Raw genomic sequence first — 25,129 nt, 5'->3', positions numbered from 1 at the left:
TTTTAGTAGAGAGTACGATGACCGATCTTGTTAGACCGCGAGTCAAATATGTTATTGGGCCTGACGGCAGCCCTCTTACGATTGCCGATCTTCCGCCGACGAATACACGTCGCTGGGTTATCCGGCGCAAGGCGGAAGTGGTTGCTGCGGTGCGCGGCGGGCTTTTGAGCCTCGACGAGGCATGCCAGCGCTACAAGCTGACCACCGAGGAATTCCTGTCCTGGCAAGCGTCGATCGACGAATACGGCCTTGCCGGGCTGCGCACGACGCGCATCCAGCAATACCGGCACTAGAGCCAGGACCACAATAGAAAAGGGCGCGGTAACCGCGCCCTTTTGCCTGTCGGTAATGCCTGCTGCTTCAGACCGTCAGCACCACCTTGCCGATCGGCCTGGTGGCGAGAAAAGCGTGCGCGGCGCCCGCCTGTTCGAGCGGAAAGCTCTTTGCCACATGGACCGCAAGCTTTCCCGCATCGACCAGTTTGCCAAGTTCGACGAGGCCTTCACGGTCGGGCACGACGGACATGCGCTCGACGCGGATCCCACGCGCAGCAGCCTTGGCTCGGGTGGTGTCGTGGACATTGAGCAGCGACACCAGGACCCCACCGTCCTTCAGGACTGTCAGCGATTGGTCGGCATGGTCGCCGCCCACCGGCTCCAGCACCAGGTCGACGTCGCTGACCTCGGCGGTGAAATCTCCCTTGGTGTAGTCGACCACTTCATCTGCGCCGAGCGAGCGGACGAAATCGAGTTTCTTCGGGCTGGCGGTGGCGATGACATAAGCGCCGTGCGCCTTGGCGATCTGCACCGCCAGATGCCCGACGCCGCCAGCCGCAGCATGGATCAACACGCGCTGGCCGCGCTTCAGGCCGCCATGGCGGACAAGGCCTTGCCAGGCGGTCAGACCGGCCAGCGGCAGCGCGCCGGCATGATTGTGGTCGATGCCTTGCGGCTTCGGTGCGATTTCATCGGCCGGGGTGACAGCGAGTTCCGCATAGGCCGCGGCCTGCTTGGGAAAATGCGGCATGCCGAACACGGCGTCACCGACCTTGAGGCCGCCATCGGCGCCTGGGCCTACCGCCTCGACCGTGCCTGAAATATCCCAGCCCAAAGTGAAGGGTGGTTCGCCCAGCAAAGGATAGTAACCGGCGCGCACCGAGCCATCGACCGGATTGATGCCGGCGGCATGCACGCGCACGAGCACTTCGCCTGACTTGGGCGAGGGCGCGGGGCGATTGGCGATGACGAGGACGTCGGGCCCGCCGACGGAATTCTGGATAACGGCACGCATGGGAGGCTCCTGCTGGGGTTTTCTGAGCCACTATCATTTCGATAGTAAAATTCCCTTGTCCAGCATGTACCTTTTCCATATATAGGCACCTCATGGATAGTGATAATGATTGCGGCTCCGGCTATGACGCCTTCCAGCGGACGTGTCCTTCGCACGCCGTGCTCGAGATGCTGGCCAGCAAATGGGTCTATCTGACGGTTTGTGCGCTGCGCCGTGGCCGGATGCGCAATGGGGAACTGGCGCGTAAGCTCGAAGGCATCACACCCAAAATGCTGACGCAGACCCTGCGCGTCCTCGAGCGCGACGGGCTGGTGCGGCGCGAAATCTTTCCAGTGATCCCGCCGCGGGTCGAATATGAATTGACCGAACTTGGCCAGAACCTGGCGGGGCTGCTCACCCAGATACGCTCCTGGTCGGAAGAGCATGTGCCTGACATCAAGCAAGCGCGGGCGAGGGCGGCGGCGAACCAGGACGGGGATTTGACACGGGCCTGAAGCTGCGGCCGCCTTGCGGCCAGGTCAGCAGCGCCGGAGCCTTTTGGCGCGCTACACGCAAAGCAAAGCGCGGCGTCAGGGGGCACCGGTCGGGTTAAAACCCTGCCGTCAGCCGATCATGGCGCTGCGACCGCCGAGTTCCGCGTCGCGGATCTTGGTGTCGCGCGATTCCAGCATCTCGGCCTTGGAAAGCTCCGCTTCAGCTTCGCCGAGTAATGATTCGGCAGCGCTTCGCTGCTGGGCGAGGTCGCTTTGAGAGTTTCTGAGGTTATCACGGCGCAGACGCGCCGCCTTGGCGAAGGTCGGATAGGCAAAATGATTGATGTCGGTGATCCCGGCCTTCTTCTCCTCGGCGGTGATCTGAAGCTCCAGTTCAACGGCCATGCGCTCGAACTCGGCGATCATCATGTCGAGCTGCAGCAGCTGCCGCCGCTTCTCATTCACCTGAAATTGCTTCAGCCGAACGAGGTTTTCACGTGACTTCATGATTCGGTACTCCCGGAAACGCACACCTGCACATATCGTCCAATCCGCCCGCCAGGGCCTGGCGCCGCCCGTATCCACCGGCATTCCCCGAACTATGGGAAACAAATCCCTAAAGTTTTTTGCCGGCGGTAACCATTCGTTTACGCGCATTGTTAATCATAAGGGCGAGGACTTAAGGCCGGGTAAAAATTCCGGCTCCCGATGCGGAAGCCGGCCAGCGAGTCCCTTGAGTCACTTAGTCCGACTTATTAATGTGTAGCATTAGCGATTTGGTTCTGTGATTCATCATTAGATTCAAGAGGGTGTAGAAAGCGGTTAAAAAATCTGGTACCGTCCTTGGTGCGGAATTAGGTTTTGTTAACCATTCGATGGCAGCCTCTGTTCAGGCAATCACTGCTCCGGTCCCGGATGGGTCGTGACATGGTCCGGCGGCAGAAAAGGGGAATGAAATGCGCGTTCTGCTGATAGAAGACGACAGTGCAACCGCTCAGAGCATCGAGCTGATGCTCAAATCTGAAAGTTTTAATGTTTACACGACCGACCTCGGCGAAGAAGGTGTCGATCTCGGTAAACTTTATGATTACGATATCATTCTTCTCGACCTCAACCTTCCCGATATGTCCGGCTACGAAGTCTTGCGGACACTTCGCCTGTCCAAGGTGAAGACGCCGATCCTGATCCTGTCCGGCATGGCCGGTATAGAGGACAAGGTGCGCGGCCTGGGCTTCGGCGCCGACGACTATATGACCAAGCCGTTCCACAAGGACGAGCTGGTCGCCCGCATTCATGCCATCGTGCGCCGTTCCAAGGGCCATGCCCAGTCGGTCATCACCACCGGCGACCTGGTGGTCAATCTCGACGCCAAGACCGTCGAAGTCGGCGGCCAGCGCGTGCATCTGACCGGCAAGGAATACCAGATGCTGGAGTTGCTCTCGCTGCGCAAGGGCACCACGCTGACGAAGGAAATGTTCCTCAACCACCTTTATGGCGGCATGGACGAACCGGAACTGAAGATCATCGACGTCTTCATTTGCAAGCTGCGCAAGAAGCTCGACGCAGCATCCGGTGGCCAGAACTACATCGAGACGGTCTGGGGTCGCGGCTATGTGCTGCGCGAGCCGGAAGACATCCGCGTCAGCGCCTGAGCGAACACCATCCGATTGAACCAATGCAAAAAACCCGGCTCAGGCCGGGTTTTTTGCTGTCCTTTTTGGCCGAAAACGAGCCGAATCAGGCGGCAACCTTCAAGGTACGAAAACGTTCGAGCAGTTGCGGCCGGTTGAACGGCTTCAACAGATAACCCTGGGCGCCGGCGCGCTTTGCCTTCATGATCGAGGCAACGTCGACCTCGACCAGTGAGATCAGAATCTGTGGTTTGATCGTGCTCTCCATGGCGCGAACCTGGCGAATGACGTCGACCGCTTGCATGTCCGGCAGGGCGCCGTCGACGACAATCACATCAGGCATCTCGGCAGCGCACATCTCGACAGCATCAAGTCCAGTTGCCGCTTCGATCACCACCATGTCGGAGCCGCCAAGAATCCGTTTTGCAACTTTTCTGATGACGCTCGAATCGTCGACAAACATGCAGCGCTTCATTTCCGGGTCCTCTTTGCCATGGGGCGAACCGGCGGCATCCGGGTATCGGGATGCACACTAGGCCGATCTGGTAAAGAAGCAGAAAAGCCGTTAGGTAAAGTTTTTCCAAACATGTCGTTTGCAGCCCCATTCTGCAGGGGCGTTGCCGGCAATGAAACTTGCCTGTTCTGAATTGCCGCAAATATCAGCGGGAAAAGATACTTGATTGTTCTTGATGCTCGGCGTCCTGCCGAACGGCTTCGCTCAAGCCGCGGACAGCACGATCTCTTCGGCGGTCGCGTGAATCGAGATCGTCATGTTGGCCTCACGCGCCAGCAGCAGCGTGTAGTAGGGCTGGACGGTATGGGCGTCGATAGGCTCCTCGGGCTTGTTGCCGGAATGGAGCTCGAGGAATTTCGGCGGCACGCGCAGCATCGGGCCGCTTGCGGCAAGCGCAAAGCGCGGCTCGGTGTCGAGGTTTTCCAGCGTGACCACCAATCTGCCACCGCGCGGGATGGCGGCATTGGCGACGAGCAGCAAATTGAGCAGCAGCTTGACCTTGTTCTTGGGCAGCAGGGCGCGAACCCCGTTCCAGATCAATTCCGGCTTCTCGTTCTTCAGGAAGGCGATGGCGACGGACTCGGCATCGCCGGTGTCGATCATCATGCCCGCCGAACCGGCGGCGCCGAAGGCGATGCGGGCGAATTGCAGGCGGGCCGAAGCGTTTCTGGCGCTCTGCCGGATCAGTTTCATGGCGTCTTCGTCGGCGCCGCCCTCGTCCAGGAGTTCAAGGCCGTTGTTGATGGCGCCGACCGGCGAAATGATGTCGTGGCAGACTCGGCTGCACAACAAGGCTGCGAGATCGGGTGCGGAGAGAGAGAAAAGCTCAGCCATCGGCGAAAATCCCTGCTAAAATTCACATCCTGGTGGCCGCGCGGCCGACAGCCACGCTCACCACCCGAATCACGCTCTCTCCCCCCAGGCATTCTGAATACACAGCGCCCGAGCGTGCAGCAACAATCCACAATTCTTGTGAGAAAAACGGCACTTTGCACAGGATGGGCGCCCGCGCAGACCGTCAGAAACAGCCTTCGAACCGCCATGTTCATGTGGGAGGTTAATGGTTGAAAAAGGATTACGGCATAGTTTGCCCGTAACAGTCATCCTTAACGGCCGCCTAAAGAGCCGGACGGGGTGCGAGGCGTCGGCGAAAGTGCTCCCTGACGGAGATTGGAAGCATGGTTTCCCGATTCTACGACCGGACGTTTGTCCGCGTCTTCTTCATGGCGATTGCCCTCATGGGCGCTCTCGCTTTCTCAACCTCTGCGTCGCGGGCACAGGAATACACCGCTCAGGAGATCGTCGATTCCGGTCACAAGTTCTTCGGCGCGACGTCGGGCGGTCTCGCAACCGTCGTCGAGAAGATTTTTGCCTCCTACGGCCTGCCCAATGGCTATCTGCTCGGCGAAGAGGGATCCGGCGCGCTGATCGGGGGCCTGACCTATGGCGAAGGTACGCTCTACACCAAGAATGCCGGCGACCATAAGGTGTTCTGGCAAGGGCCTTCGCTCGGTTGGGATTTCGGCGGCGAGGGATCGCGGGTGATGATGCTCGTCTATAACCTCGACGACGTCAGCAATCTCTACAATCGGTTCGGCGGCGTTGCCGGTTCGGCCTATGTCGTGGCCGGCGTCGGCTTCAACGTGCTGCAGAACAACAGGGTGCTGCTGGTGCCGATCCGCACCGGCGTCGGCGCGCGGCTTGGCGTCAATCTCGGCTATCTGAAGCTGACGCAGAGGCCGACCTGGAATCCTTTCTGAGCGATTCCGACCACACTTCGACCCGATCAACAGATTCTGACCCGGTGCAGCTGCGGCAAACCCTTGCCGCAGCGCTGGATTTGCGTCATGCGAACATGGCAAAGTCCAGACTTGGCGGTTGCCGGATAGCGGCCCGCCCGTAACGGGTAGTCACCTTGGTTCAGTCGATCCTGTTCTTCGCCCTCGGCTTTCTGTGCGCAGGCTTTCTGGCGCTGCTGGTCGCGCCGGCCATCTGGCGGCGGGCGGTCGCGCTGACACGCAAGCGTGTCGAGGCGTCGGTGCCGCGAACGCTGGCCGAGATCCAGGCCGACAAGGACAGCTTGCGGGCCGAGTTCGCCATGACGACGCGCCGGCTCGAAATCAGCATCAAGACGCTGCGTGAGCAGGCGAATGAGCAACTCGTCGAAATCAATCGGGGCCGCGAGGCGCTGAAAGGCCTGGCGGTCGAGCGCAAGGACAAGAAGCAGGCGCTTTCGGAGCTCGGGGAAAAAAACGAATTGCTCCTGCATCGCGAGCAGCAGATACGACAGCTGTCGGACAGGCTTGCACAAACAGAGCGCATGATGGAGAAGCGCGCGCTCGAGCTGGAAAAGCTCGAACATATGTACGACGACGCGTCCTTCTCCTCCAGCAATCGTCAGATTGAACTCGTGGCACGCGAATCCGAGCTGGAAAAACTCGCCAACGACATTTCAGTGCTGCGCGGCCAGCGCAAGGAGGCCGACAAGCGCCATCAGGAAGTCGTCACCGAAGCTAAGGCCACGCGCGATGCCTTGAAGGCCGAAAAGAAAAGAACCGCCGACCTCGACAGAAAGCTCGAGCGCCTGCTCGCCACGCTTGCCGATCGCGAGGACAAGCTCGATCGTCGCGAAAAAGAACTGGCCCGCCTTCGCGAACGGCTGAAGGGCGACGCTACGGGAGCCGCCGCGGCTGCTGGCCAGGTTGGTGCGCAAGACAGTGCCCGCGCCAGGAACGAGGACATCGACAAGACGCTCGCCAAGCTCGAAGGCGACCGAGAGCGGCTGGAAGCCAGGCTGACGACGCTGGCCCGCGAAAACAAGCGGATGAAGGCGGAGCTTGGCGGTTCTGGATCCGCGAAGCCCGGGAATGGCCCCGGCAATGGCAATGATGCCGGTTCTGCCTTGCGCGAACAAATGAACAATCTGGCGGCTGAGGTCGTCCATTTGACGGCCAAGCTCGAAGGACCCGATTCACCGATCGCCAAGGCGCTGGCGGCGCCGCAGGAAACGCGGTCAGGAACCACCAGCCTCGCCGATCGCGTCCGGGCGTTGCAGAAGGCGGACTCGCCGAGCTGAGTTTCGAGCCTCGGCTTGAAATTGCCCGACTACCCCTATCAGCGCGAAAAATGATGCAGCGCGATGGCTGAGGCGGCCGCAACATTCAGGCTGTCGAACCCTTCCGACATCGCGATCCGCACCGTCCGCAGGCGAGTGAGCAGCCTCTCCGGGAGGCCCTCGCCTTCGGTGCCGAGATAGAGCGCCAGTCGTTTCGGTCGCGTGGCATCGCGAATGTCAGCCTCACCACGCGGCGACAAAGCGACCTGGCCGAAGCCCAACTCGCCGAGCTTCGCGATGAAAGCTTCAGTGTCGCCGAAGGACGCAAAGGGCACCTTCAACGCGGCGCCGACGGAGACGCGGATCGCCTTGCGATACAGTGGGTCGCAACAGGTGGCGTCGACGAAGACGGCATCGGCGCCGAAGGCGGCGGCATTGCGGAAGATCGATCCGATATTGTCATGGTTGGCGATGCCGATGAGAACGACGATCAACGCTTCGGCAGGCAAGGTGTCGAGCAAGGCCTCGGCGGGCTGTGGCGTGCCCTTGCTGCCGATCGCCAATATACCGCGATGCATGCGGAAGCCGGCGATCCTGTCCATGACGGCGCTTGCCGCAACGTAGACCGGCAGGTCGGCAGGGGCCTTGTGCAGGATGTCGTCGAGCCCGGCCAGCCGGTTTTCGAGGACCAGGACCGACTCCGCAGCAAAGCGTCGGGCTGACAGCAGGACGTCCAGCACCACCTTGCCTTCGGCAACGAACCGGCCATGGCGGCCGGTGAGATCGCGCTCGCGGATGTCGAGATAGGCGGCGACCCGCGGATCGCGCGCGTCGTCGATCTGGATCGGATCCATCAATACCTCGGCCGGCGAAAAATCGTCAGCGAGGTAAGGAGCGATCGGAGCCGCCAGTCAAGCCCTGCAGGTCAAGTCCCGGCGCGGCGCAGACGCGTTGCCATCTGGGACAAGTCGCCTATCCCGAAAATGCCGTCCAGCATGCGCAACAGTTCGCGCACCGCTTCGGACTTGCAGGAATAGTAGATCATCTGCCGGTCGCGGCGGGTCTCGACAAGATCGAGCGCCCTGAGCTTGGCCAGATGTTGCGACAAAGCGGACTGGCTGAGCATCACCTTTTCGGCGATGGCGCCGACCGACATTTCACCGTCGGCCAGATAGCTCATGATCAAGAGCCGCTTTTCGTTGCCCATAAGGGTCAGAAATGTCGCCGCCGATTCGGCATTGGCGATTAGTTTGGTCGAGACCATCGATGCCCCATGTTTTCCTGCTCATCCAAACGCTATGGGGGCAAATAGCGTTGGCTGCTATAATTCAGCTATGGATCACGCTGCTGATTCAGCGTCGCCTGAATCGTAGATGATTTCGCCCAAATCTCAAGACGTGCTTTTGATTCATGACGATTATCCTTGCGTAGCTGGCGCACGACCGGCTTTGGCCATGTCGACCAGAACCGGCCGCAGGTCGCGCGCGGTCTTCAATGGCTGCGGAAAATAGACCCTGCAAACGGTGTCGCCCGATGCCAGGTCCATGCCATCGGCATCGAAGCCGGTCATGGTCCAACCATCACCTTCAACCCTGGCGAAATGATGGGCATAGACGGCGATGGCGTCGAGATGGTCGGCATTCATGTGGCCGAGAGCGGATTGTTCGCTGGCGGCCAGCTCGTCGACGATCAACCCCTCGGTGATGAGATCGGCACGGTCGAGCAGGTAGGCCTTGCCGAAGCCGCCATTCAGGCTGGCGCGCTCCGGCTCGAGGCGAAAGATCGAGAAATCGCCGAGCTCGGCATAGAGCTTTGCCTTGGGATTGCGGTTGAGATAGCGCCGCTCGGCGCGGGCATGCGCGCTCGACCCGCGTTCCAGCGGCTGCGCCCGGCACACCAGCGTTATCCTGGGATGCGCCAGCGGATCGCCCTTGCCGGGTTCGCCGACAAGCAGCGAGCAGCGCGGCTCGGCAAGGATGGCGCCGGTATGGGCTGACAGCGCCGAGACAAGGATCAGAGGCGTGCCATCGATGTCGGTGGCGACTCCGACCCTGGAGGCCAGCGGTGCGCCGGTCGACGGCTCGATCACCGCGAGGGCGCCGAAACGGGCGCTGCGGATCAGCGTTGCGGCCAGCCTGATCGCCTCGGCGTCCGTCGCGCGAATGACGTCCTTCTTCGGCTGGTCCAAAATGCCCACCAGGTAAGTTGATTTTCTAAATCCAGTTATTGGCCAATCATGCCGGCTTTGACAAGCGCTTTGATCTCGGCTGTCGAAAAGCCGAAGCGCGCCAGCACGGTCTGAGGTCGCTGATCGTCATCTTCAGGCATGCCGGCAAGCGCCGGCTGCGAGGTCGAGAAGCGTGGCGCGGGTGCGGGCCGCTCGAGCGCACCGGCCTTCACAAATGCGTGACGCGCCCGGTTGTGCGGATGATCCCTGGCTTCGGCCAGCGACAGAACCGGCGCCACGCAGGCATCGCTTGCGGCAAACAGCGCGTCCCAGTCGTCGCGTGTCTTCTGCCGGAACCGGTCGGCAATGGCCGCGCGCATGTCCGGCCACAACGCCTTGTCGTACTGGCCGCGGACAAAATCCTCGCCGAGCGGCAGCAGCCTTGCGAATGCGGCGAAGAAGCGCGGCTCAAGGCAGCCGACCGCAACGTGGCGTGCGTCCGCCGTCTCATAGGTGTCGTAGAAGGGCGCACCGGAATCGAGCAGGTTGGCGCCGCGCCGGTCGCTCCACAGACCTGCCGACATGAAGGCGTGTATGGGGGCCACCAGCATCGAAGCGCCCTCGACCATCGCCGCGTCGATCACCTGGCCTTTGCCGGAGCGCGAGCGCTCGAACAGCGCTGCAAGCACCCCGGCGATCAGCATCATGGCGCCGCCGCCATTGTCGGCGATCAGATTCAGCGGCGGCACCGGCCGGCCTTCCTCCCGGCCTATGGCATGCAACACACCGGAATAGGCGAGGTAGGTGATGTCGTGGCCGGCGCGACCTGCGAGCGGCCCGTCCTGGCCGAAGCCGGTCATGCGGCCGTAAATCAGCGCCGGATTGCGCGCCAATGCAGCATCCGGGCCGAGACCAAACCGCTCCATCACACCGGGGCGAAAGCCTTCGACAAACAGATCGGCCTTTTCGGCAAGGCGCAGCAGCAGTTCCGTTCCTTTGGCCTGCTTGAGGTCGACGTGCAGGATGGAGCGGCCGTGACGGTCGAGATTGTACGCATCGGAGAGCGGCAGCAGGGGTTGGTCCGAACCGGTGCGCTCGATGCGCAGCACCTCGGCGCCCATCTCCGACAACATCAGCCCGGCCAGAGGCACCGGGCCGAGCCCAGCCATCTCGATGACTTTCAGGCCGGCCAGCGGACCAGTCTTCACTGCGCCGGCCGCCATGGCCGTCTATTTCGGCGCCATGCGGATTGCCCCATCGAGGCGGATGGTTTCGCCGTTCAGCATCTGGTTTTCTACGATATGCATGGCGAGCGCGGCATATTCGGACGGCTCGCCGAGGCGGGACGGGAAGGGCACGGCCGCGCCGAGCGAATCCTGCACCTCCTGCGGCATGCCGGCCATCATTGGCGTCTTGAAGATGCCGGGCGCGATGGTGCAGACGCGAATGCCGGAGCGCGCCAGGTCGCGGGCAACCGGCAGCGTCATGCCGACGACGCCGCCCTTGGATGCGGCATAGGCGGCCTGGCCGATCTGGCCATCATAAGCGGCCACCGACGCGGTGTTGACGATGACGCCGCGCTCGCCGCCCTGCAGCGGTTCGAGTTTGGCGGCACGGTCGGCGACGAGTCGGATCATGTTGAAGGTGCCGATCAAATTGATCTCGATCACCTTGCGGTACTGGTCGAGCGGATGCGGACCATCCTTGCCGATCGTCTTCACGCCGATGGCAATGCCCGCGCAATTGACCAGGATGCGCGCTGGCCCAAGTCTCTTTTCCACCTCGGCGACCGCGACCGCACCGCTGTCGGCGCTGCTCACATCGCACTGGATGGCGGCGCCGCCAATGTCGCCCGCCACCTTCGATGCCCGGTCGATGCCGATATCGAAAATGGCGACGCGCGCGCCCTTGTCGGCCAGCGCGCGGGCGGTTGCCTCGCCGAGGCCGGAGCCGCCGCCGGTTACGATCGCAATCTGGCGGTTAGGGTTCATGCGGCGTGCTCCGTGCTGTCCGGGTCATGCTACGGAGGTCGCCGCCATGGTGCAACCTGACCAATGGGGATCCATCGCGACCGGTGCCGCGACCGATCCTGGAGCTCAGGCCATCACTGGTGCCTGCTCCGCGATCCTGGCAAGGCTGGCATGGCCGACCTCGCCGGAGAGCCGCGCCACGGCACCGGGCACGATCTCGTGCGACAGCAGCCGGTCGAGGTCGACCGGGCGCGGCATGGAGATCTGGCCGCGGGGGATCTTTCTGAAGCCGAGCGGGCCGTAATAAGGCTCGTCGCCGACAAGGATCACCGCCGGCGCGCCGGCCTTGGCGGCCGCCTCCAGCGCGATCGCCACGAGCCGGCGGCCGATACCGAGATTCTTGAAGGCGGGCCGCACGGCGAGCGGCCCCAGCATCAGCGCGCGTCCGGCGCCGGCGGCGATGCGGGTCATGCGCACCGAAGCAATGACAATGTCGCCATCCATGGCGACAAAGGATAGCGAGCGCTCGTGGCCGCCGGTCTCGCGGATCTTGTAGGCGGCCAGCACGAAACGGCCCGGACCAAAGGCTTCGTCGTTGATGGCTTCGATTTCGGGATCATGCGCCGGAGTTTCCGGCAGGTATTTCACGTCGGCAAGGCTCATGGTCTTCGCGGTCCGATAAAGAGGAAAGGTTGCTGCAAGCGGCAGCGTTCGCCAGTCAGCGCTTTCTAAGCGCGGGCGCCCTTTCGTCGTCGGTCAAACCGGATCAAGCCAAGATCGAACATGCGGAGTGTCCGCTAGCATCAATTTCCGGCGGCTGCAATCGGCTGTTTTCATCCGGCGTTTCATACGAGTGACGCTCTGTTCAGCAGATGACGGCTTCGACATTGCCGCCTTGCGACTAGATTGGCCAAGGCACGCAAGGAGATTTCGTATGGGATTGCTGGTCGAAGGCAAATGGCAGGACCGTCCGGCCAATGTCGATAGCAGCGGCAGGTTCATCCGCGCCGAGACGCAGTGGCGTGACTGGATCACGCGCGACGGCGCGCCAGCGCAAGGTCGTACGCGCGGCTTCAAGGCCGAGCCCGGACGCTACCATCTTTATGTCTCGCTCGCCTGTCCGTGGGCGCACCGCACGCTGATCTTTCGCGCGCTGAAGAAGCTAGAAGACATCATCCCGGTTTCAGCCGTGCATCATTTCCTCGGTGCTGAGGGCTGGGCGTTTTTGGCCGAGGATGGCGCCACCGGCGACACGCTCTACGGCCTCGACTTCGTGCATCAGATCTACACCAAGGCCGATCCAGCCTATTCGGGCCGGGTTTCGGTGCCGGTGCTGTGGGACAAGAAGGAAGAGACCATCGTCTCCAACGAATCCGCCGAAATCATCCGCATGCTCAATTCGGCCTTCGACGAGTGGGGCGATGCCGCTCTCGATTCCTATCCGCCAAGCCTGCGCGGCGAGATCGACAAGGTCAATGCGCTGGTCTTTCCCGCCGTCAACAACGGCGTCTACCGCGCCGGCTTTGCCACCACGCAAGCGGCCTATGAAGAGGCGTTCGGCGAGCTGTTCGCGGCGCTCGACACGCTGGAGGGCCGACTGTCAAAACAGCGCTATCTCACTGGCGAGCGTGTCACCGAGGCCGATTGGCGGCTGTTCACCACGCTGGTGCGTTTCGACCCGGTCTATGTCGGCCATTTCAAATGCAATCTGCGCCGCATCGCCGACTATCCGAACCTTTCGAACTATCTGCGCGACCTCTACCAGGTGCCCGGTATCGCCGGCACGGTGAACCTGCACCACATCAAAATGCACTATTACGGCAGCCACGAGAGCATCAACCCGACGCGCATCGTGCCGGTCGGGCCTGGGCTCGACTATGGCGCGCCGCACGACCGGGCGCGGTTCAGGCAGGCGGCGTGAGCATCGGATTGACAGCCTACCAGTACGGCGATACCGGCTCGCCTTCAAAAACCTCGGCAAGCCGCCGCAGCGTCGCCGGCGTCGTGCCATGCGGCAAGCGGTCGAGCGGAAAGAAGCCTGCTTCGGCGATCTCGTGGTCCGGCAGTTTCGGCGCGGTCTGGTTGAAGGTTTCGATGAGATAGAGGCCGACATGGTCGCGGCGGCTGGAGCGGCGGTTGAAATGCATCGATTTCAGCACCGGCTGGGCTGTCAGCGCGATGTTGCCTTCCTCGGCCAGTTCGCGCACCAGCGCCTCACCGAGCGTCTCGCCGACTTCGACGCCCCCGCCCGGCAATTGCCAGCCGGGAACGTAGGTGTGGCGGATGAGGAAGACAGTGTTCGAGGCGCGATCGTGGATCAGGCCGCGCACGCCCAGCGTCATCGGCCGCCGCAGCAGGAAATAGAGATGGAACAGCCTTGCCCTGAGGCCTGCCCAGCCGGTCTGGCGAAACGCCTGCTCCGGGTCCGATATAGCCATGACTAGCGAAACCGTGGATGGGCAGGAAACAGTGAGTGGAAAGCGGGGAGCGCGTCGCCTATGAAGGAAGGATGTTCAGGCTCGCGCATATTTCCGATGTCCATCTGGGGCCGCTTCCCGGTGTAACCTATCGCGAACTCGCGTCCAAGCGCGTCGTCGGCTACGTCAACTGGCAGCGCAACCGCCGCCGCCATATGCACGATGCCGTCATCGACACCATCGTCGCCGACATGAAGGCGAGCACACCCGACCACCTCACCGTTACCGGCGATCTGGTCAATCTGGCGCTCGACGGCGAGATCGAGATGGCCAAGCACTGGCTTGAGACGCTGGGTTCGCCGGAGGATGTCTCGGTGGTGCCGGGCAACCACGACGCCTATGTGCCGGGCGCCTTCGACAAGGTCTGCCGCTCCTGGGCGGCGTGGATGAGCGGCGACGGCGTGACTGCGCCGATCGACCGCAACGCTTTTCCCTATCTGCGCGTACGCGGCAATGTCGCGCTGATCGGCGTTTCGACGGCGCGCGCCACGGCGCCGTTCATGGCCAACGGCTTCTTCCTCGAAGGTCAGGCGCAAAGGCTGGCGACAGTGCTCGACGCAACGAACAAACGCGGCCTGTTGCGGGTGATCATGATCCATCATCCGCCGGTGCGCGGCGCCGTCGCCCAGCAAAAGCGCCTGTTCGGCATCTCCCGCTTCCACAAGACCGTTCATAGGCATGGCGCCGAACTCGTGCTGCACGGCCATTCGCATCTGCCGTCGCTGTTCTTCATCGGCGGGCGCGGCGCCAGGATTCCGGTCGTCGGCGTCGCCGCCGCCGGGCAGTCGCCAGGCAGCAAGAACCCGGCGGCACAGTACAATCTGCTCGATATTGACGGGGAGAAGGGCAATTGGCTGATTCGCCTGACGCGGCGCGGCCTGACCGGGCCGGCCTTGCCGCCATCGGACCTGCAGGTCATTGAACTCGGCGCGCAGACACCGAGGCCTCCAGATCGTTGATCAGAAGCTGATCTTCATCGCCATCAGGCGATCCCAAAACAGGGCGGCCGCCACCGCCAGGCCAACAAGCGCGCCGGCGGCGACCAAGCCGAGACCGGAAAGGAACGTCGACCAGCCCTTGCGGGGCACGGCTGCTTGCAAGGGCGGCTCAGCTTCCGGCACGGCGGCGCGTTTCAGGTCGGCGACGGCCGGCTCGACACCGCCCTCCATCATGCGCTGGCGCTCGACGATACGCTCCGCCACATAGCGCGTGACCTGATCGGCGACCGGTTTCATATCGGTCGATTCGGCGAGCACGACGCGGCCGATGCGGGTATCCCTGAGAAAGCGGTAGGTGCGGCGGTCGCGCCCCATGGCGACATGGCTGACGGCGTCGATCCACAGGCGGGGCTGCAGGCCGGAGGAGACGACGAAGTCGAAATTGTCCATGTCGGCGGGCACGTCGGCAAAGACCGGGGCGAGCTCGGCCGCGAGCAGATCAAGCCGCATCCGGTGCGCCTCGCGCATGTCGACCACGACATCGTCGCGATCGGCGAAGGCATTTTTCACATCGCGAACGGCGTCGGACAGTTTGCGGGAGGTGTCGATGGGGGTGATGTTTTCGCCAGTGTCCTTCATCGGCGTCGCCTCGCTGATATGGTTAATTGCGAGTTAACACAGGCGGCGGCAAAATGCACTGGCGAGATGCGGGGCGCAAGTAAGTTAGCTCGCCGCGGCCTCGAATGTCGGACGCAGGCGCCTGCCGCGGCGTGCCATGTTTCGGCGCACGGCCTGGGCGACCACATCAGGCACTTCCTCGACCAGCATATGGCCGGCATCGAGCACGTGATGAATATGAAAATGCGCCGGCAGACAATCAGCCTGGGTAAAGGGCAGCACCGGATCGTCCGTTCCCCAAACCACCATCACCGGCATGTCGAGGGTGTCCAGCTGTTCGCGGGGTATGACCCCCTGCCGCTCGTTCCTGGTCATGACGGCCGATATCTCAATCAGCTTGCGCAACTGGCCGGGGCGACGGCGTAGGTCCGCCAGGACGCCAACGATGCGTTCGGGCGGCGGGCTTCGCGGTCCCGACATGGCGGCAAGGCAGGCGCGGATTTCCCGTCTGTCGGCGGCCGCGGCGTAGCGGCGCAACAGCGGTCCGTTGATCTCGGGGCCAACACCGCCCGGCGCCAGAAGCGTCAGCGAGCCTATCCTTTCAGGCTCGGCAAGCGCCATCAGGGAGGCGACCGCGCCGCCCATCGAATGACCGGCGACATGCACCCTTGCTATCCCGCGTGCGGCGATATCGGCGAGAACCGCTCGCGCCGCTGTTTTGGCCGGGCCGCTGCCAGGAAATTCGAGAGACAGTCCGTGTCCCGGAAGATCGTAGGCCAAGGTCCTGACATCGGGCCCTAGCGACGCGGTCACCTCGCCCCAGATATCATGGCAACCACCGAAGCCATGCAGCAGGACGACCGTCTTCGGCCCGGCGCCCCGCTCGGCAACATAGAGGGATGAGACCATGAAAATGTGCGATTATTGCAAGACTGGAGAGGAAATTCGAATCGAGGCTGGATTGCTCCCAGTCCAGACCGATGGCCAGTAAAGTTTTCGCGATCCGGAAAGACTAGCTGGCGTTGCCGAGGCCCGCGGCGCGCAGCGCCTCAACCAGCCGGTCGGTCAGATCGGCGGGATATTTGCGCTCAGCGAAGGCCGCGCGCGGATCGGCGGCGAATTTCGGGAATTTGGTGGTCAGCTCATCCAGAAGCTTGGCTGCCAGCTGTTCGCGGCCGGCAGCCTTGGCGCCGATCAGCCGCGCCGCCAGATAATGCGATTTCATCGCCGTCGTGCGCAGCGACTCGCTGGCTATCGCGGCCTTGTTCATGTCGCCCAGCATAAATTGCCCGGCGAAAAGCCCAAAATCCCACCATGTCGGATGGCCGCTGAACGTCTCGACGGCATGGGTCAGGATGGGTGTTCCCTCGGCATATTTGCCGGCAAAGATCAGGCCATAGCCGTAAGCGGCAGCCATGCCGAGGTCGTAGGGGTTGAGCTCATAGGCCTTGCGCATCCAGCGGATCGATTCCTCGGTGTTGCCGAGGCGCGAATTGAGGTAGCCATAGGCGCGGTGCGCATAGGGGCTGGTCGGTCCCATCTGGATGGCGCGATGGGCGAAAGACATTGCTTGTTCGACCGTCGCGCCAGGCGGATAGGCGTAATGATCGGTGGCGGCCTCAAGGGTCAGGGAGGCCAGTTCCGAATAGACCAACGACGATTTCGCACCCTGGCCGGCGAGGTTGTCCAGGCAGCGATAGGCGGCCTCGTGCGTCCTGGTGCTCTGGTCGAGATAGTATCTGTCGTTGAGGATCAGGCAGCTCGTCAGCCCGGTCTGAATGCCGTTCTGTTCGATGTAGCTGTAGAGCGGGCCGGAGGCGGGAACGGTCGAGCTGAGGATGGCGGCGATACGATCCTCGACGGTGCCAGGTGCGCTGTCGGCGGCCGTCAGACTGCGGGACAAAAGCACGCGGCCGGTCGCCACGCTCTGCAGTTCGAGCGTCACGTCACCTGCCATTGGTCCCGGCAGGACATCGAAAACGAAGCTGGTCGGGTCGGTGCTCGGATCGCGCTTGCTGTCGGCGTCGCGGCCGATGAAGTCGATCGTGTCGAAACCGGCAAGGCCGGCGCGCAGCGAAGCGGCGACGCGGCCGGCCTCGGGGCCGGTGGCCTTCACCGCGATGTAGACGAGGGGCAGGGCCTCCATCGACGGCGATGCGATGCTGCTCGTTACGCCCGCGGTCTCGACCGCCGCGGTCGGATCGCTGCTGGCAAGCAATGCGCCGCTGCCCTGGCGCAGGATGAGCACGCCCAGCATGAGGATGACCAGCGTCATGGCGACCCAGAAGAACTGGAGATGGCGCGCCAGCGAAGGCCCAGGTTCTGTAACCCCCGAAGCTGTCGCGGCAGCGGGAACGGCGTCAAGAGCCGCCTGGTCGGGCGATCCGGGCAAGGCGGCTACCGCCGCCGCAAGCGGCTCCTGCCCAACCGGCAGGCGTATGGCGTTGAGCTCATAGGACGGCACGTAGCCGCCGCGCGGAATGGCAATGCGAACCGGTTCGGCTATGCCTTCATTGGCGAAATAATGCTGGAGAAGTTCGCGCAGCCGGCCTGCCTGCACCCGGACAACGGCGTCGGTCGACGAATCGAAATCGCCGTCCTTGCCGAAGACGTCCATGGCGATGGAGAAACCCTTGAGCCTGTCGGCTTCGCCGGCCTGCTCGCGCTCAACAAGATAGCGCAGCAACTTGCGCGCGCGCTCGGAACGTCCGAACGTTTCGCTGGCGAGCAGTCGCTCCAGTGTCTCGCGCACTGCGGGGGCGGCAGGCGTGGCATGCTGCAAGTGTCGATCCTCTCGAAGTCGGCACAGGTTGAGGCGCAATCATATAGAGCCTGCACTTCCATACAAGCATGCTTATGTTATGCGATCGCGTAACACACCGGATAGTTGCCGGTGGTTGACACAAAAGACCGGACATTCGGCGCCCGGGAAAATATCAGCCGGCCTTGCGGCCGATTATCCGGTTGGCGGCCGAAACAACGGCTTCCAGCGAGGCGGCGACGATGTTGGTGTTGATGCCGGCGCCGAACAGCTTGCCGCCGGGATATTCCATCTCGACATAGGAAATCGCCGAGGCGTTCGAGCCGCGCTGGAGCGAATGTTCGGAATAATCAAGCACCGACATGTCGACGCCAACATGACGCGACAGCGCATCGACGAAGCCGTCGATCGGGCCGGTGCCGGAGCCGGCGATGGTCGTCTCCTTGCCGTTGTCGAGGATCACCGCCTCGACCACGCGCCGGCCCTTTTTCTCGGTATCGGGATAGGTGTGATGGTCGAGGAACTTCAGTCGTGCGCCGGGCTGGTCGACATAGGTTTCGATAAAGCGGTCATGGATGCGTTTTGCCGGCACTTCCTTGCCTTCGGCGTCGGTGATCGCCTGGATCTCCTGGCTGAACTCGATCTGCAGGTTGCGCGGCAGATTGAGGCCGTAATCGGCCTGCAGTACATAGGCGATGCCGCCTTTGCCTGACTGTGAGTTGATGCGGATGATCGCCTCGTAGCTGCGCCCGACATCGGCCGGATCGATCGGCAGATAGGGCACTTCCCAGACCGGCGTGTTGGCCTTCTTCAAGGCCTTCATGCCCTTGTTGATGGCGTCCTGGTGCGAGCCGGAAAAGGCGGTGTAGACCAGTTCACCGACATAAGGATGGCGTTCGGATATCTTCAGCTGGTTGGAATATTCGTAGACGTCCTTCATCCGGTTGATGTCCGAGCAATCCAGATGGGGATCGACGCCTTGCGTGTACATGTTGAGCGCCAGCGTCACGATGTCGACATTGCCGGTGCGCTCGCCATTGCCGAACAGCGTGCCTTCGACGCGGTCCGCACCCGCCATCAGGCCGAGCTCGGTGGTGGCGATGCCGGTGCCGCGGTCATTGTGGGGATGCAGCGAGATCAACAAGTTTTCACGGTTGTCGAGGTTACGGCACATCCACTCGATACGGTCGGCGTAGATGTTGGGCGTCGACATCTCGACCGTCGAGGGCAGGTTGATGATCAGCTTGTTGTCGGGCGTCGGCCTGACGATCTCGGTGACGGCGTTGCAGATCTCCAGCGCCACGTCGAGTTCGGTGCCGGTAAAGCTCTCCGGCGAATATTCGAAGCGATAACCGCCGCCGGCCTTGGCCGCCATGTCGGTGATCATCTTGGCCGCGTCGGTGGCGATGCGCTTGATACCGCCGACATCCTTCTCGAAGACGACGCGACGCTGCAACTCGCTGGTCGAATTGTAGAAATGCACGATCGGGTTGGTGGCGCCCTTCAGAGATTCGAAGGTGCGGGTGATGAGTTCGGGACGGCACTGCACCAGCACCTGTAGCGAAACATCAGCCGGCACATTGCCTTCCTCGATGCACCAGCGGGCGAAATCGAAATCGGTCTGCGAGGCCGAGGGGAAACCTATCTCAATCTCCTTGAAACCCATGTCGAGCAGCAGGGCGAACATGCGCGCCTTGCGCTCATGACCCATCGGATCGATCAGCGCCTGGTTGCCGTCGCGCAAATCGACCGAGCACCAGACCGGTGCCTTGTCGATGACCTTGTTGGGCCAGGTGCGGTCGGTGAGACCGACCGTCGGGTAGGGCTGGTATTTTCGGGCCGCGCCCGGCATGTGGCCGGCCGCGCGTTTTACGCTTTCGGCTTCGCCGGCGCGGATGTCTTCTCGTGCGTTCATCGTCTTGTTCTCCCGGCGGCTCGCGGATCGGTCTTCGGACGGATTCCAGGGCGAGCAGCGCCTTATCAGATTTTCGTTCGCTTGATGTGAATTGCCAATTTCTGAACTGGCCAAGGAGCGTGCGCGTAAGCGGCGGTTCGACCGCCGGGCGCTCCTTCAGCGAACCCGGCGATCGCCGATAAGGCCGAGAAGAAGCAGGGTCGATGCCAGCGCGCGCACGGTCTCGCCGGCAAAGCCGGTCGGACGGGAAGCGACGGAGGAGACGCGCGTGTTCATGGCGGGGTTCATACAGGAGCCGCCATGGACAGGCAAGTGGGCTGCCATTCCACCACTCGCGAGCACTCTTCCCCATGCGCGGCAAATGCGCCAGACTTGCGTGTAGCCGGGGCCGCAATGCTTCGCCGTCGGAGGGGTCATCCGTGAATTTTGTTTTCTTCTCGCCGCATTTTCCCGCCAACGGCGCCGATTTCTGCGACCGGCTGAAAAAGGCCGGCGCTACGGTGCTGGGCATTGGCGATGCGCCTTATGAGGCGCTGGACGGCAAGCTGAAGGCGGCCCTGTCGGAATATTACCGCATCGCCGACATGGAGGACTACGATCCGGTGTTCCGGGCGATGGGTCATTTCATCCACAAATGGGGCCGGATCGAGCGCTTCGAGTCCCTCAACGAGCATTGGCTGGAGCTGGAGGCCAATATCCGCACCGACTTCAACATCTACGGCACCAAGCTCGATTTCGTGAAGAATTTGAAGCGCAAGAGCCGCATGCGTGCATTCTTCCGCAAGAGCGGCGTCGACACCATCGCCCAGCGCAAATGCTCCGACCGGGCCGGCGCCATGACCTTTATCCGCCGCGTCGGCTATCCCGTGGTGGTGAAGCCCGATTCCGGGTCCGGCGCCTCGAACACCTTCAAGATTTCCAACGCCAGGGAGCTTGACCAGTTTTTCAGAGACAAGCCCGAGGACGTGACCTTCGTCATGGAGCAGTTCATCGAGGGGCTGGTGGTGACCTTCGATGGGCTGGTCAACCGTGACGGCGAGGTGGTGCTGGCGGCCAGCCACCGCTACGACCAGAGCATCATGGAAGTGGTCAACAAGGATCGCCACATGAGCTACACCTGCTTTCCCAAGGTCCGACCGGCGATCGAAGAGGCCGGCCGCAAAATCCTCAAGGCGTTCGACGTGCGCGAGCGCTTCTTCCACATCGAGCTGTTCGAAACCAAGGACGACCGCGTCATCGCGCTTGAGGTCAACATGCGGCCGCCCGGCGCCTGGATGACCGATGCGATCAACTACACGTTCGACATCGACGTTTACGCGGCCTGGGCGGACATGGTGGTGAAGGATGCCGCCGGCGGGCCCTACGAGGGCAAATATTTCACCGCCTATGCCAGCCGCAAGCAGCACCTCCACTATTTGCACAGCCATGAGGACGTGATAGCCGCGCATCGCGACAAGATCGTCCATCATCAGCCGATAGAAGAGGTTTTCAGCCGCGCCATGGGAAATTACGCCTACCAGATGCGCTCGAAAGACGAAGCAGCACTGCGCGCGGCCGTCGCCTACATCCACGCGGAAAAGGCTTGAACGCGATGGACATCTCCTATCACAAGCATTTCTCCGGCAATCTCGGCCGCGACATGGAATACAAGCGCTACGGCCATGCCGGCCGGCCGGTGGTGGTGTTCCCGACGTCGCAGGGGCGGTTCTACCAATTCGAGGATTCCGGAGGGGTTGGAGCGCTGGCCGAATTCATCGATACCGGCCGCATCCAGCTGTTCGCGGTCGACGGCGTCGATTCGGAATCGTTCTTCAACAAGCATGCCGGCGCCGCCCACCGTATCGGTCGCCACGAGGCTTATTTCCGATATGTGCGCGAGGAGGCGCTGCCGGAGTTTCTGGCGACCGCCGAGCAAGCCAATGGCGGGCGCAAATTAAAGCCGCTGTTCACCGGCTGTTCGATGGGCGGTTATCATTCCTCGAACTTCGTCTTTCGCTTTCCCGAACTCGCCAGCGGCGTCATCGCGCTGTCGGGCGTCTATTCGGCGGGCGACTTCTTCGGCAAGGTGCTGGAAGGCGACATTTTCTACAATTCGCCGCTCGACTATCTGCCCGGCATCGTAGACCCAAAACTGCTTGCCCGGCTGAAGTCGCTGAGGATGATCTTCTGCTGCGGGCAGGGCGCCTGGGAAGAGCGGATGCTGGTCGAGACCCGCAGGCTGGAACAGATCCTGCGCGACAAATCCATTCCCGCCTGGGTCGACTATTGGGGCGGCGATGTCAGTCATGACTGGCCATGGTGGCACAAGCAGCTGGTCTATTTCTTCGGCCGCTGGCTGGATGATGATCTGATGCACCGGCTCGATTGATGACCACACCCGAACCTATCCGCCGCTTTATCGAGGCCACCAATGCGGGTGATAGCGAAGCCGTTCTCCACACGTTCACAGCCGACGCGTCCCTGACCGACTGGGGGCGGTCCTTCCAAGGCCGCCAGCAGATCGCGCGCTGGAACCAGTCGGACAATATCGGCGTGAAGTCCAATCTTCGCATTGTCCGCATCGCCGAGGTCGAGGGCAGCTACCGCGTCCGCATTGCCGTGAAAGGCAATGGCTTCAACGGCGAGGGTGACATGACCTTCGTGCTGGACGGCCACCGCATAGCGAGCCTCGTCATCTCCTGACGCGGCTCAGCTACCCTTCCTGGCAAACCGGCAGAGCAATGGTCTCGTGTTCCACCGCCCATCCACGGCGCAAGCCGAGAAAGACGACAAGGGCGGTGACGATGGTGATTGCCGCCAGCACGATCAGCAGCCTGTCGAACGCGATCTCATAGGCCTGGACCAGGACCGTGGCTCCGGCACCCGGCAAGCGGGCTGCCGCTTCGCCGATGTTGCCGGTCACCAGCAGCTGCGCGGCGGCGGTTGCATCCAGGGAAGACGCCGTTCCCTGAGCCGCCAGTTGGGCTGCCGTGAAACCCGACAGGACTGCCATGACGATCGCCAGCGCCACGCCTTCGCAAGCGACGCGGGTGGTGTTGAAGATGCCGACCGCCATGCCGGCACGCTCTTTCGGCACGACGCCGACGGCAAGTCCGTCCATCAGCCCCCAGGGCAAGGCGATGCCGACGCCGATGAGGATCAGCGGCGCCACCAGCGCTGCGACGACAGGCGGTGTCAGGCTCAGCCAGACAAGGCCGCCGGCGGCCACAAGCAGGCCGACACCGCAGATCGTTGCCGGAGCGATCCAGCGCGCTACCTGGCCGGCGAGCAGTGGCAGGATCAACAGCGGTCCCGACAGGCAGATCATCAACTGCCCCGCCTTGATCTCGCTCATCCCCTCGATGCCGATGAAGCGGATCGGCAACAGCACCAGCAGGACGACGAAGCCATAGGCGGGAGCGGCCGCCAGGAACTGGACGCCGACGAAGCGGGGAAAGCGGAACAGCGAGAGATCGAGCATCGGCCGGCGCACGCGCCGCTCGACGACGACGAAAGCGGCAAAGCAAAGGGCGGCCGCCACGAGAAGCGCGATCACCAGGGGATCGGTCCAGCCGCTCTGCGGCGCTTGCAGCACGCCGTAGGTCAGCGATGCCAGCGCGATCGTAAAGGTGCCGGCTCCCGCCCAGTCGAGGCCGGTCGCATCCGGATCGCGCGATTCCCTGATGGTGCGCAGGCCGAGCAAAGCGGCTGCAATCGCGAGCACTGCCACCAAGACGAAGATCGATCGCCAGCCGAAAGCATCTATGAGCAGGCCCGACGCGATCGGCCCAAAAGCGAGGCCGATGCCGAAACTGGTGCCGAGGAAGGAGAAGGCGCGCAGCCGCAATGGCCCATCGAATTCCTGGGCAAGAGCGGAGGCGCCGCCGGCAAAGGCGGCGGCACTGCCGAGCCCTTGCGCAGCCCTGAGCACATCGAACCAGACGATATCAGGAGCAAACATCGATCCCAGCGATGCCAGCACATAGGTGGCGAGGCCAACAAGGAAGAGCCGCTTGCGGCCATGATTGTCGGCCAGCGCGCCTGATGCCATCAAGGTGGCGGCGAAGGTCAGCATGAAGGCGTTGGTCACCCAGTTGAGCGCGATCGGGCTGCCGCCGAGGTCGGCCGCAATGCGGGAAAGCGCGACGGCCGGGCCGGTGAAGGTCAAGGGCATTGTCATGGCGGCAAGGCATACCGACAACAGGACAAGCCATGGCGCGACCGCGCCGTTTGTGGTCTTCGGGGTCATAATTTTCCTATCTGAACCAGGATCCGCCGGCCTGCCGCAAGCTTGGTGCGCCGGTCGTAACGGGAAGATAGGCTCGCGACACTTCGAGAAAAATAGTGTTAAATCTCCAGATATACCGGACTGAAACGCTCGAATGGAGAGATGCGATGGAACGCCTCAATGGGCTCCTGGCCTTTGCCCGCACGGCTGAGTTCGGCAGCTTCATCGCTGCGGGCCGCACGCTCGGAATCTCGGCATCGGCCGTCGGCAAGAGCGTCGCCAGGCTCGAGCAGGATCTCGGCGTAAGGTTGCTTCAGCGCAGCACGCGCCGCATCGGCCTGACCGAAGAGGGCAAGCTGTTCAACGAGCGGGTGCGGCGCATCCTCGACGACATCGACGATGCCGAGGCGATGCTGTCGCGGAGCCGCGAAACACCGCATGGGCGGCTGCGCGTTTCGACGCCGATCGTGACCTATCATTTGCTGTTCCCGGTGCTGTCGGAGTTCATGGCGCGCTATCCCGAAATCGAACTCGACATCGACTTTAACGACCGCATCGTCGACCTCATCGACGAAGGCGTCGACATCGCGATCCGCAGCGGCGACCTGCCGGATTCGCGCCTGGTGGCGCGGCCGCTTGCACCCTTCCGGCTGCTGTTGTGTGCGGCACCCTCCTATATCGAGCAGCACGGCAACCCGAGCCGCCCGGACGATCTCGTGAACCATTACGGCATCCGCTTCCGCTTTCCCAACAGCGGCAAGCTGCAAGGCTGGCCGTTCATCGGCGGCAGCGCCGAGCCGCAGGTCCGCTCGATGCTGACCTGCAACAACACGGAGGCGCTGAAGGGCGCCACGATGGCCGGGCTCGGCATCAGCTCGATGCCCGATTTCCTGGTCCGCGAGGCGCTGCGTGACGGCCAGCTACGCACGGTGCTGGACGACCATGTCGACGGCCGCGGCCAGTTCCGGTTGTTGTGGCCGTCCAATCGTCATTTGTCGCCGAAGGTTCGCGCCTTCGTCGATTTCCTTCCCGACCGGCTTGCCGCGACGCTGAGCGGCTCTTGAATTAGTCCTTCGCGGCCGACGGCGATAACGAAGACAGCGAGGAATAGCT

27 protein-coding genes are annotated in these 25,129 nt (G+C 62.7%); 11 read left to right on the top strand and 16 right to left on the bottom strand.

Annotated elements, in window-relative coordinates; genetic code table 11:
* The first annotated feature begins 17 nt into the window (after positions 1-17).
* Entirely contained in the window at positions 18-293 is a 276-nt protein-coding gene (gene sciP / locus ACYG9Z_RS07560) for a CtrA inhibitor SciP (RefSeq protein ID WP_013529904.1), read from the top strand.
* 67 nt (positions 294-360) lie between these two features.
* Here sciP and ACYG9Z_RS07555 read toward each other — a convergent pair whose 3' ends face one another.
* Positions 361-1,290, bottom strand: a complete 930-nt coding sequence (locus ACYG9Z_RS07555) for an NADP-dependent oxidoreductase (protein ID WP_023751283.1) — start codon at positions 1,288-1,290, stop codon at positions 361-363.
* A gap of 92 nt (positions 1,291-1,382) precedes the next feature.
* Here ACYG9Z_RS07555 and ACYG9Z_RS07550 point away from each other — a divergent pair, with 92 nt between their 5' ends.
* Positions 1,383-1,784: a winged helix-turn-helix transcriptional regulator gene (locus ACYG9Z_RS07550; protein ID WP_023669944.1), complete on the top strand. Its 402-nt coding sequence runs from the start codon at positions 1,383-1,385 to the stop codon at positions 1,782-1,784.
* Positions 1,785-1,892: 108 nt separating this feature from the next.
* On the opposite strand, the gene ACYG9Z_RS07545 is transcribed toward ACYG9Z_RS07550, so the two are convergent.
* Entirely contained in the window at positions 1,893-2,270 is a 378-nt protein-coding gene (locus ACYG9Z_RS07545; RefSeq protein WP_023669945.1) for a flagellar export protein FliJ, read from the bottom strand.
* Between the two features lie 449 nt (positions 2,271-2,719).
* Between ACYG9Z_RS07545 and ctrA the strand changes: the two genes are divergently transcribed.
* Positions 2,720-3,415 (top strand): response regulator transcription factor CtrA, encoded by a 696-nt coding sequence (ctrA, locus tag ACYG9Z_RS07540; RefSeq protein ID WP_006203583.1) that lies wholly within the window; start codon positions 2,720-2,722, stop codon positions 3,413-3,415.
* Between the two features lie 85 nt (positions 3,416-3,500).
* Here ctrA and ACYG9Z_RS07535 read toward each other — a convergent pair whose 3' ends face one another.
* Positions 3,501-3,869: a response regulator transcription factor gene (locus ACYG9Z_RS07535; protein WP_023669946.1), complete on the bottom strand. Its 369-nt coding sequence runs from the start codon at positions 3,867-3,869 to the stop codon at positions 3,501-3,503.
* Positions 3,870-4,112: 243 nt separating this feature from the next.
* On the bottom strand, positions 4,113-4,742 hold the full coding sequence (gene chpT, locus ACYG9Z_RS07530) for a histidine phosphotransferase ChpT (protein ID WP_023669947.1): 630 nt from the start codon (positions 4,740-4,742) through the stop codon (positions 4,113-4,115).
* 389 nt (positions 4,743-5,131) lie between these two features.
* On the opposite strand from chpT, the gene ACYG9Z_RS07525 reads away from it, so the two are divergent.
* Together ACYG9Z_RS07525 and ACYG9Z_RS07520 are read left to right on the top strand one after the other, a co-directional pair.
* Positions 5,132-5,668 (top strand): DUF1134 domain-containing protein, encoded by a 537-nt coding sequence (locus tag ACYG9Z_RS07525; RefSeq protein ID WP_245259859.1) that lies wholly within the window; start codon positions 5,132-5,134, stop codon positions 5,666-5,668.
* Between the two features lie 155 nt (positions 5,669-5,823).
* Positions 5,824-6,984, top strand: a complete 1,161-nt coding sequence (locus tag ACYG9Z_RS07520) for a coiled-coil domain-containing protein (RefSeq protein WP_023751282.1) — start codon at positions 5,824-5,826, stop codon at positions 6,982-6,984.
* 38 nt (positions 6,985-7,022) lie between these two features.
* Here the strand turns inward: ACYG9Z_RS07520 and ACYG9Z_RS07515 are convergent, their stop codons facing one another.
* The 6 genes from ACYG9Z_RS07515 to ACYG9Z_RS07490 all read right to left on the bottom strand — a co-directional run bounded on the left by ACYG9Z_RS07515 (position 7,023) and on the right by ACYG9Z_RS07490 (position 11,763).
* Positions 7,023-7,817, bottom strand: coding sequence for a TrmH family RNA methyltransferase (locus ACYG9Z_RS07515; RefSeq protein ID WP_023751281.1), 795 nt, complete (start codon positions 7,815-7,817; stop codon positions 7,023-7,025).
* 71 nt (positions 7,818-7,888) lie between these two features.
* On the bottom strand, positions 7,889-8,227 hold the full coding sequence (locus ACYG9Z_RS07510; RefSeq protein ID WP_023669951.1) for an ArsR/SmtB family transcription factor: 339 nt from the start codon (positions 8,225-8,227) through the stop codon (positions 7,889-7,891).
* A gap of 153 nt (positions 8,228-8,380) precedes the next feature.
* Positions 8,381-9,151, bottom strand: a complete 771-nt coding sequence (locus tag ACYG9Z_RS07505; RefSeq protein WP_023751280.1) for a HugZ family pyridoxamine 5'-phosphate oxidase — start codon at positions 9,149-9,151, stop codon at positions 8,381-8,383.
* A 35-nt stretch (positions 9,152-9,186) separates the two neighbouring features.
* Complete coding sequence (locus ACYG9Z_RS07500; RefSeq protein WP_023751279.1) at positions 9,187-10,353, bottom strand: CaiB/BaiF CoA transferase family protein; 1,167 nt, start codon at positions 10,351-10,353, stop codon at positions 9,187-9,189.
* Positions 10,354-10,359: 6 nt separating this feature from the next.
* A complete protein-coding gene (locus ACYG9Z_RS07495) occupies positions 10,360-11,121 on the bottom strand; it encodes a 3-hydroxyacyl-CoA dehydrogenase (RefSeq protein WP_023751278.1) in 762 nt (253 codons plus the stop codon).
* A 105-nt stretch (positions 11,122-11,226) separates the two neighbouring features.
* Positions 11,227-11,763 (bottom strand): GNAT family N-acetyltransferase, encoded by a 537-nt coding sequence (locus tag ACYG9Z_RS07490; RefSeq protein ID WP_023669955.1) that lies wholly within the window; start codon positions 11,761-11,763, stop codon positions 11,227-11,229.
* Positions 11,764-12,034: 271 nt separating this feature from the next.
* Here ACYG9Z_RS07490 and ACYG9Z_RS07485 point away from each other — a divergent pair, with 271 nt between their 5' ends.
* Positions 12,035-13,021, top strand: a complete 987-nt coding sequence (locus ACYG9Z_RS07485; RefSeq protein WP_023751277.1) for a glutathione S-transferase family protein — start codon at positions 12,035-12,037, stop codon at positions 13,019-13,021.
* Positions 13,022-13,037: 16 nt separating this feature from the next.
* Here ACYG9Z_RS07485 and ACYG9Z_RS07480 read toward each other — a convergent pair whose 3' ends face one another.
* Positions 13,038-13,538 (bottom strand): NUDIX domain-containing protein, encoded by a 501-nt coding sequence (locus ACYG9Z_RS07480; protein ID WP_031195394.1) that lies wholly within the window; start codon positions 13,536-13,538, stop codon positions 13,038-13,040.
* A 71-nt stretch (positions 13,539-13,609) separates the two neighbouring features.
* Between ACYG9Z_RS07480 and ACYG9Z_RS07475 the strand changes: the two genes are divergently transcribed.
* Positions 13,610-14,536 (top strand): metallophosphoesterase family protein, encoded by a 927-nt coding sequence (locus ACYG9Z_RS07475; RefSeq protein WP_023683636.1) that lies wholly within the window; start codon positions 13,610-13,612, stop codon positions 14,534-14,536.
* Here ACYG9Z_RS07475 and ACYG9Z_RS07470 read toward each other — a convergent pair whose 3' ends face one another.
* From ACYG9Z_RS07470 to leuA, 4 genes are all read right to left on the bottom strand, one after another.
* A complete protein-coding gene (locus ACYG9Z_RS07470; RefSeq protein ID WP_023683637.1) occupies positions 14,537-15,154 on the bottom strand; it encodes a hypothetical protein in 618 nt (205 codons plus the stop codon).
* 84 nt (positions 15,155-15,238) lie between these two features.
* On the bottom strand, positions 15,239-16,042 hold the full coding sequence (locus tag ACYG9Z_RS07465) for an alpha/beta fold hydrolase (RefSeq protein ID WP_023751276.1): 804 nt from the start codon (positions 16,040-16,042) through the stop codon (positions 15,239-15,241).
* A 103-nt stretch (positions 16,043-16,145) separates the two neighbouring features.
* On the bottom strand, positions 16,146-17,915 hold the full coding sequence (locus ACYG9Z_RS07460) for a tetratricopeptide repeat protein (protein WP_023751275.1): 1,770 nt from the start codon (positions 17,913-17,915) through the stop codon (positions 16,146-16,148).
* Positions 17,916-18,069: 154 nt separating this feature from the next.
* Positions 18,070-19,746 (bottom strand): 2-isopropylmalate synthase, encoded by a 1,677-nt coding sequence (gene leuA / locus ACYG9Z_RS07455; protein WP_023669962.1) that lies wholly within the window; start codon positions 19,744-19,746, stop codon positions 18,070-18,072.
* A gap of 482 nt (positions 19,747-20,228) precedes the next feature.
* Between leuA and ACYG9Z_RS07450 the strand changes: the two genes are divergently transcribed.
* The 3 genes from ACYG9Z_RS07450 to ACYG9Z_RS07440 are packed head-to-tail and all read left to right on the top strand — an operon-like array spanning position 20,229 to position 22,491.
* A complete protein-coding gene (locus ACYG9Z_RS07450) occupies positions 20,229-21,395 on the top strand; it encodes an ATP-grasp domain-containing protein (RefSeq protein WP_023751274.1) in 1,167 nt (388 codons plus the stop codon).
* A 5-nt stretch (positions 21,396-21,400) separates the two neighbouring features.
* Positions 21,401-22,177, top strand: coding sequence for an esterase family protein (locus ACYG9Z_RS07445; protein ID WP_023705945.1), 777 nt, complete (start codon positions 21,401-21,403; stop codon positions 22,175-22,177).
* A complete protein-coding gene (locus ACYG9Z_RS07440; protein WP_031192978.1) occupies positions 22,177-22,491 on the top strand; it encodes a nuclear transport factor 2 family protein in 315 nt (104 codons plus the stop codon). The genes ACYG9Z_RS07445 and ACYG9Z_RS07440 overlap by 1 nt, the downstream gene beginning before the upstream one ends.
* A 10-nt stretch (positions 22,492-22,501) precedes the next feature.
* Here the strand turns inward: ACYG9Z_RS07440 and ACYG9Z_RS07435 are convergent, their stop codons facing one another.
* A complete protein-coding gene (locus ACYG9Z_RS07435; RefSeq protein ID WP_023751273.1) occupies positions 22,502-24,037 on the bottom strand; it encodes an MFS transporter in 1,536 nt (511 codons plus the stop codon).
* A gap of 146 nt (positions 24,038-24,183) precedes the next feature.
* On the opposite strand from ACYG9Z_RS07435, the gene ACYG9Z_RS07430 reads away from it, so the two are divergent.
* Entirely contained in the window at positions 24,184-25,080 is an 897-nt protein-coding gene (locus ACYG9Z_RS07430) for a LysR family transcriptional regulator (protein WP_023695836.1), read from the top strand.
* Positions 25,081-25,129: the final 49 nt, after the last annotated feature.

It is taken from the genome of Mesorhizobium sp. RSR380A, from assembly GCF_054719385.1.
Note: the sequence above shows the minus strand (reverse complement) of the source record. Positions and strands in the feature narration are given on the sequence as shown.

Coding starts and splice junctions, on each gene's coding strand:
- sciP (WP_013529904.1), top strand. CDS start 18: ATGACCGATCTTGTTAGACCGCGAGTCAAATATGTTATTGGGCCTGAC.
- ACYG9Z_RS07555 (WP_023751283.1), bottom strand. CDS start 1,290: ATGCGTGCCGTTATCCAGAATTCCGTCGGCGGGCCCGACGTCCTCGTC.
- ACYG9Z_RS07550 (WP_023669944.1), top strand. CDS start 1,383: ATGGATAGTGATAATGATTGCGGCTCCGGCTATGACGCCTTCCAGCGG.
- ACYG9Z_RS07545 (WP_023669945.1), bottom strand. CDS start 2,270: ATGAAGTCACGTGAAAACCTCGTTCGGCTGAAGCAATTTCAGGTGAAT.
- ctrA (WP_006203583.1), top strand. CDS start 2,720: ATGCGCGTTCTGCTGATAGAAGACGACAGTGCAACCGCTCAGAGCATC.
- ACYG9Z_RS07535 (WP_023669946.1), bottom strand. CDS start 3,869: ATGAAGCGCTGCATGTTTGTCGACGATTCGAGCGTCATCAGAAAAGTT.
- chpT (WP_023669947.1), bottom strand. CDS start 4,742: ATGGCTGAGCTTTTCTCTCTCTCCGCACCCGATCTCGCAGCCTTGTTG.
- ACYG9Z_RS07525 (WP_245259859.1), top strand. CDS start 5,132: ATGGCGATTGCCCTCATGGGCGCTCTCGCTTTCTCAACCTCTGCGTCG.
- ACYG9Z_RS07515 (WP_023751281.1), bottom strand. CDS start 7,817: ATGGATCCGATCCAGATCGACGACGCGCGCGATCCGCGGGTCGCCGCC.
- ACYG9Z_RS07510 (WP_023669951.1), bottom strand. CDS start 8,227: ATGGTCTCGACCAAACTAATCGCCAATGCCGAATCGGCGGCGACATTT.
- ACYG9Z_RS07500 (WP_023751279.1), bottom strand. CDS start 10,353: ATGGCGGCCGGCGCAGTGAAGACTGGTCCGCTGGCCGGCCTGAAAGTC.
- ACYG9Z_RS07495 (WP_023751278.1), bottom strand. CDS start 11,121: ATGAACCCTAACCGCCAGATTGCGATCGTAACCGGCGGCGGCTCCGGC.
- ACYG9Z_RS07490 (WP_023669955.1), bottom strand. CDS start 11,763: ATGAGCCTTGCCGACGTGAAATACCTGCCGGAAACTCCGGCGCATGAT.
- ACYG9Z_RS07485 (WP_023751277.1), top strand. CDS start 12,035: ATGGGATTGCTGGTCGAAGGCAAATGGCAGGACCGTCCGGCCAATGTC.
- ACYG9Z_RS07480 (WP_031195394.1), bottom strand. CDS start 13,538: ATGGCTATATCGGACCCGGAGCAGGCGTTTCGCCAGACCGGCTGGGCA.
- ACYG9Z_RS07475 (WP_023683636.1), top strand. CDS start 13,610: ATGTTCAGGCTCGCGCATATTTCCGATGTCCATCTGGGGCCGCTTCCC.
- ACYG9Z_RS07470 (WP_023683637.1), bottom strand. CDS start 15,154: ATGAAGGACACTGGCGAAAACATCACCCCCATCGACACCTCCCGCAAA.
- ACYG9Z_RS07465 (WP_023751276.1), bottom strand. CDS start 16,042: ATGGTCTCATCCCTCTATGTTGCCGAGCGGGGCGCCGGGCCGAAGACG.
- leuA (WP_023669962.1), bottom strand. CDS start 19,746: ATGCCGGGCGCGGCCCGAAAATACCAGCCCTACCCGACGGTCGGTCTC.
- ACYG9Z_RS07445 (WP_023705945.1), top strand. CDS start 21,401: ATGGACATCTCCTATCACAAGCATTTCTCCGGCAATCTCGGCCGCGAC.
- ACYG9Z_RS07440 (WP_031192978.1), top strand. CDS start 22,177: ATGACCACACCCGAACCTATCCGCCGCTTTATCGAGGCCACCAATGCG.
- ACYG9Z_RS07435 (WP_023751273.1), bottom strand. CDS start 24,037: ATGACCCCGAAGACCACAAACGGCGCGGTCGCGCCATGGCTTGTCCTG.
- ACYG9Z_RS07430 (WP_023695836.1), top strand. CDS start 24,184: ATGGAACGCCTCAATGGGCTCCTGGCCTTTGCCCGCACGGCTGAGTTC.